The 7,096-nt window shown below is 43.5% G+C and carries 1 protein-coding gene; it reads right to left on the reverse strand.

The features are described 5' to 3' along the window. A partial coding sequence (locus tag WMO25_RS12455; protein WP_435384311.1) for a helicase-like domain-containing protein occupies window positions 1-7,096 on the reverse strand: 7,096 nt, incomplete at both ends.

Here is a 7,096-nt window from a genome sequence, read left to right on the forward strand (position 1 = left end):
ATACGATTTCTCCTTTCTGCCGCCGACTGCTTCGCCCTCATCAGGCTCTCCGCCGACAATCTCATTTTCCTTTTTATCCATATTGAGCAGGATATTCAGCTCATCAAGTCGAGCAGTTTTTGCCTTCAATTCTTCCTCTTTGGCAAACGGCTTTTCGATTTCCTGCTTCGCTGTTTCAAACTGCTTTTCCGTATTTTCAAGGCTGTTTTTCGTATCAGCAAGTGTTTCTTCAAAGCGTTCAATGCCGTTATCTATTCTCACAATATTACCGTGAGAATCATCGCCAAGCGGTACATCTCTGCTTGTTTCGCCTTTTAATTTCACAACATAATTACGCTGAACCGTATCAAAATACAGTTCCATTTGAAAGCCACGGTACTCGCCAAGTGGTATCGCATCGGGACTGTTCATTGACTTGCAGGCATTGATGATTGCCTGACCTGCTTCGGCTTTTTCGGAATAAGAAACACCCGAAACCGTCATTCCAAGCGGCTGCTCGTCTATCGGTTTCGGGTGTAATTTTGCTGTTTCAACATCTTTTGTAAGTCCCTCTACACGGGATTTCAAGTAAGCAATCTGTTGTGGATAGAACTTGATGACCTTATCCTCTAGTCCATATTTCTCCGATAAAAAATTGGATTTTAACATCTTTAGCTTCTGTACTTGAATGTCTAAGTCCATCTTTTCTTTGATATATGGATTACCTGTTGCAAGCATTTTTATCTCTGCATAGGACAGTGCGGTTTCATCAATATCCTCTGCCGACCTAACCGGAGATTTGCTCGTCATAATCTGACTTGCGAACTTCTGCTTACCTTCCACAAGCTGATAGAGGTATGCATCAAAGGTCTGCTCTGTTACATAACGGTAAATATCTACCTTCGGATTTTCATTGCCCTGACGGACAATTCTACCGGAACGCTGCTCCAAATCTGAAGGTCGCCACGGACAATCCACATCGTGAAGTGCGATAAGTTTATCCTGCACATTCGTTCCTGCTCCCATCTTCTGAGTAGAGCCAAGAAGCACCCTGACTTCTCCCTTGCGGGTCTTTTGAAACAGTTCTTTTTTCTTCATATCCGTATCGGCTTCGTGTATGAACTTCACTTCACTTTCAGGAATACCTCTCTCAATCAGCTTCTTTCTGATGTCGTTATAGACGGAAAATGTGCCGTCATTCTTCGGCGTGGAAAGGTCACAAAACACAAGCTGTGCCGATTTCTTGTCGGCATTTTCTTTCCATATCCGATAGATGTTATCGACGCAGGCATTGATTTTACTGCCCTCAAAATCAGGCAGCATATCGTTTAGCATACGCTGGTCAAGAGCCAGTTTTCTTCCGTCATTCGTGATTTTCAGCATATTATCTACGCTTGAATCCACACCGCCGCCACGCACCTGCTCGGCTCTCTCTGCAAGGGAAGCAACCATCTCCTTCTGCATTTCCGATGGCTTTACTGCAATGTTATGATACTTTGCTTCCGGTACTGGCAGGTTCAACATATCTGCTGTTTTAATGTCCGCTATCTCCTTGAACATCGCCATTAGTTCAGGCAAGTTATAGAATTTTGCGAACCTTGTCTTTGCTCTGTATCCTGTTCCTTCCGGTGTAAGTTCCACTGCCGTAATGGTTTCTCCGAAAGTGGAAGCCCAGGCGTCAAAGTGCTGCAACCCATTTTTCACAAGCGTGTTGTACTGCAAATATCGCTGTATCGTATAGAGTTCCACCATACTGTTTGAGATAGGTGTACCTGTTGCGAATACGGTTCCTCGTCCTCCGGTAATCTCATCAAGGTAACGGCACTTCATAAAGAGGTCGGAAGATTTCTGTGCTTCCGTCTGTGCGATACCGCCCACATTACGCATTTTTGTATAAAGATAAAGGTTCTTATAATAATGGCTTTCATCAACAAAAAGCCTGTCTACACCAAGTTCCTCAAAGGTTACAACATCATCTTTTTTCGTCTGGTCATTGAGTTTATCAAGTTTCTGCTTGATAGATTTCTTTGACTTTTCAAGCTGCTTTATGGAGAAGTTTTCCCCTCGGTTTCGCTTGAGTTCCGCAATTCCTCCGGTTATCTCCTCAAGCTGCTGTTCTAAGATTGCCCTCTGTCTTTCAATGGACATCGGGATTTTCTCAAACTGTGAATGTCCGATGATAACTGCGTCATAATCTCCGGTTGCAATCCTGCCGCAGAACTTTTTACGGTTCTTGGTTTCAAAATCTTTCTTTGTTGCGACAAGGATATTTGCCGCCGGATAGAGCTGCAAATACTCAGCCGCCCATTGTTCGGTCAAGTGATTTGGTACAACAAACAGTGACTTATTACAAAGCCCAAGCCTTTTCGACTCCTGTGCTGCCGCTACCATTTCAAAAGTTTTTCCTGCTCCGACTGCGTGTGCAAGAAGGGTATTTCCTCCGTAAAGGATATGAGCAACCGCATTTTTCTGATGTTCCCTGAGTTCAATTTCAGGGTTCATACCATTGAAGATGATATGACTTCCATCATACTCACGAGGTCTGACGCTATTGAATTTCTCATTGTAAGATTTGCAAAGCCTTTCCCTTCGTTCAGGGTCAGACCATATCCAGTCCTGAAATTCCTGCTTAATCATTTCCTGCTTCGACTGAGCAATCGCTGTTTCCTTTTTATTCAGGACAGCTTTTTTCTTTCCCTCATCATCTTCGATATAATCAAAGATACGCACATCTTTTAAGTTCAGTGTTTCCTCGATAATCTTATAGGCATTGATGCGGGAAGTTCCGTAAGTGTTATATGCCCTTACATTTCCTTTGTCGTAAGATTTGCCCTCAATATTCCACTCACTCGTAAATGGAGAGAAGTGAACTTTGATATTCCACTGTGCATAACGTGGTGTTTCAAGCAAATGAAAGATAAACTCCTGCACATCGTCCGGTGGCAGCCAAGTTGCACCAAGTCGCACGGAAATTTCATTTGCAGTCAGGTCTTTCGGCTGCACCTTTTGAAGTGCTTCTACATTGACCTTATAATCTTCCGGATAGAGTTCTGCCGAGTTCTTTGCAATCTTCAGCTTTTCCCTGACATTACCCGAAAGGTATTCATCAGCCATCAGATACTTCGGTTCGTAAGAATTTCCATACTCATAAAGCGGGTTTAGGAAGATAACACCCTTTAAGTCCTCAAAGATTTCATTCTCCGATTTACCGGAAAGCCCCATCATATAGTCCATATCAATCGTGGCTTTTTCTCCAAGAGATACCGCCAACGCTTCGCTTGCCGTATCAACAGAAGTAACCGGAGTATGCGGCTTAATTGTCCTCTTAGAAAACATATCAGCCTTACGCTCCAGTTCTCCGTCCTCTCCGATTATCTCCAATGCGGAAAGCAAAGAGAATGAACTGTCCTGCGAGAAAGCAGAAGTATTTGCACGGCTGTTAATGAGTCCGTACTTACCTGAAAAGGTATCATAAAGTCTGTTTAATCGCTCCTGCTCCGCTTTGATTTCGCTGTCAGGGTAATCTTCTGTCTGCAATTCAATCAGCGTTCTGACGGAATTTCTAATAGCAATCATACCCTTAATTCGGTTCTCTGCGGTTGCCGACACTTCCACCGGAGTCATACGGGAATTTTCACGATAGTAGATTTTATCGTCTACCACCGTATAGGAAAAGTTTCTCACTGTCGGGTCTGCCGGAATAGAATTATCTTCCTCCTCCAGTTCTTCCTCAGTTTCATATTCCGTGATTTCTCCGTGAATGTTTGCTACTGCTTCATCAAGCTGTGCTGCAAGGTCTGCATTTTCATACGGTACACAAGTTGCTTCCATACCGAAACGCCCCGATACCATTTTCATTTCTCCGAGTATCATTTCGGGGTGCTGCACAAAATAAGAGTTCATCTTAATTCCGTTCTCATCGGTATCAAGATGAACCCAATCCGGCTCAATATCTATCAGTCTGTCACGCTTTTGCAGGATAAGAATATCCGAAACGACTTCCGTTCCTGCATTACCCTTAAAGGTATTATTCGGCAATCGGATTGCTCCAAGAAGCTCTGCTCTCTGTGCAATATACTTTCGTACTGCTAAAGTTTCCTTATCCATTGTGCCTTTGCTCGTTACAAGAGCCATCACACCGCCGGGTCTTAACTTATCAAGGGACTTGGCAAAAAAGTAATCGTGTATCAGGAACTTATGCTTGTCGTATCTTTTATCCGATACCTTAAAATCTCCAAAAGGCACATTACCAACCACTCCATCAAAGAAGCTGTCCGGCAGATTTGTTTCTTCAAATCCTTGTGCCGCAATGGTTGTTTTCTGATAAAGCTGCTGTGCAATCCCTGCGGAAATCGCATCAAGTTCCACACCGTAAATCTTACTGTCCTGCATTGTGTCCGGCAGCATACCGATGAAATTACCGATACCGCAGGACGGCTCTAACAAGTTGCCTTCCTTAAAGCCCATCTGCTCCATTGCCTTATAAATGGCTGTTATTACTTCGGGCGGCGTGTAGAACGCAGTCAATGTGCTTTCTCTTGCCGAAGCATATTCCTCCGGTGTTAATACCGAAGAAAGTTCCAGATATTCAGTTGCCCACGCTGAATTATTTTCATCAAAGGCTTCTGAAAGCCCACCCCAACCGACATACTTAGATAAGATAATCTGTTCTTCAGGAGTGGCAAATCTGTTTTCTTCCTGACATTTTTTTAGAAGCTGTATCGCCATAATATTTCTGCGGAAGCGTTCCTTTTTACCAACTGTTTCAACCTCATTTTCTCTGAGATTAAAGGTGTGGCGTTCTGCCATAGATACATCAGGGTGCAAGTCAAAGCCTTTGACTTTTTTCTTCTGCTCCCAAGCGGGAACTACCGGCTCAGGCTCTTTTTCATTTCTTTCTTCGGCAGGTTCTTCCTTCACAATCAAATGCTCATTCATCTGGTTCTCACGCACTTTTCTGTCAAACTCTGTGCGTGAAAATTCCTTATTGAACAGTGGCATATCATAGTCATAGAGCATTACTCTCTCATCATCAACAGATAAGATTTCATACTCAGAAGCACCGATATACACCTTATCGCCAAGATGATATTCATACTGCACATCTTGCGGCTGTTCTGCTTCTTCAGGTTCTTTTTCGGCTGGTTCAACCTCTTGTTCCGGTGGAGCATTAGAGAGTATTTCACGATTTCTTTTCGTTTCTTCGATTTTAGCTCTGCGTTCCTCTTGGCTTTCAAGCCATCGAGGATAGTGTTCTTTTTCCTTTGGATTTAAGTATCTGTCCATTCGGATAAGTTCCCCGATACGCTTCTCCACCTGCGACCACGAAAGCATGATATGTGGATTTTCTTTACCGATACCTTTCGTAATCGTAATGCCTTTTCCATCGTGGCTCTCATCAATCCCCGCTCCGATTATGACGGGATAAGAGCCGCCCCAACCGTACTCTTTTTTCAAAAAATCCGCATTCTCTTTTGCGGAAAGGCTTTTTTCAAACTGCTCATAGATACGCATTTTCCCCTCAGAAAATCCGCTTCCATTCGCAAGAACAGCGTCGATAATCTCCTGCGAAAAAACAAAGGCAGAGGTTTTCTTTTCCTCTGCCCGACCGTCTAATATGAATGTCATCTGTCCGTCCATTGACGGTAATGGTTTTATGCTGTCACTTAATTCTCCCAGTAATCGCATAGCTTCAAAATGTCGGGCAATAACAGCCCAATCATAAAAGCTCTGTGCGGTTCTGCTGTCGTATTTGCCCTCCCACAAATGAAGAACGTTTTCAAAGGTCTTGTACCCTACTGTCCTGCCGTCCTCTAAAGTAAGTTCGGTATAATCATTATTGAAAATACTCTTTATATACTCTGTGCGGTCTTTGTTATCAGGATTACGTTCATAATAATCTTTGATTTCTTCCAGACTTGCTGACAAATATGGTGTCGTTCTGAGAATTTCATTGATTACTTCATCACGTCCAAAGAACGGAAGGCTTTTATCCTCGTGCGTTCTGTCGTAATACTCTAAGCGAATATCACTTCCGCTTTCACGATTTCCTGTGCCGAGTTGCGAAGGGAGTTCATCAGACGAACCCATTTCATCATATCCTCCGCTTTCATCTGTTCGGTCACTCCCTCTTTCTGTGCCATCTGGCTCAGGATTGTTTCCTCCATCTTGCTGGCTCTCTGTTCCACTTCCGCCAAGTGCTGTGTCAGTTCGCCCCTCGTCAGGAGATTGTAGTAAAGGACTCTGTGATGTTCCTTCAGAAACTCTCTCCTCATCTGAGCGTATCTGCCCAACGTCACTTCCGGCTGCTGTGGAAGTTTCAGGTTCGGAAGGCTGTAATCGCCCACCATCGTGTAGGTCAGTTCGTTCATTGTCCAAACTCCTTTCGTCGTTATTTTCAACCTTATTGTATTCATTTCTGTCCTGACCGACAATTATGCGATTTTGACGGTTGAGTGCAGTAATTGTTTTAGATATTTCCGTCAATCCCATTTCAGCAATATCACTGGTAGCAAATCCAAGTGCATTGAGTGTTTCCTGCGTATTGAAGTTAGTAACATCTCTGAAATCATCAAGTTCAAAATAACCGTCCGTATCAACGCCAAGCCTTGACATCATCATATATGCCACACTATTTGTCACGACATTTTTATAAATGAAAGCCACAATATCCTCTTCCACTTCCTCAAAGGAACTGCCCTCGGTTGCATAGTAAAGGTCTTGCAGATAATCAGGGATATTATCCTCTGCCGCATTTCTTGCTGCTCCCATAATTGCTTCGGCAAGACTGCTCTTGTTCTCAATCTCTCCGAAAGTGCTTTCCAATGTCTCAATCACATCAGCTTCATATTCCTGACGCATATCCCAAATCGGGACTGTTCTTGAATATCTGCTTTCGTGAGTATCTGAAATATCAAAGTAATGTGTCAGTCTTTGCCGTGAACGGTTTTCATCAGCAAAAACAGCAATACCTCTAGCACCTCGGTTGACCCATCTGCCAAAAATTTTGTTCCACTGCTCTATCTCAAGAACCGCCGTTGCATCAGGTCGCTGTGCATATACAAGAAGCTGTTCGTCATAGCGTAACTTATAATTTCGGCAAGCTGAAGCTAAGAAT

This window comes from Coprococcus intestinihominis, assembly GCF_040096555.1.
Classification (GTDB): domain Bacteria; phylum Bacillota; class Clostridia; order Lachnospirales; family Lachnospiraceae; genus Coprococcus_A; species Coprococcus_A intestinihominis.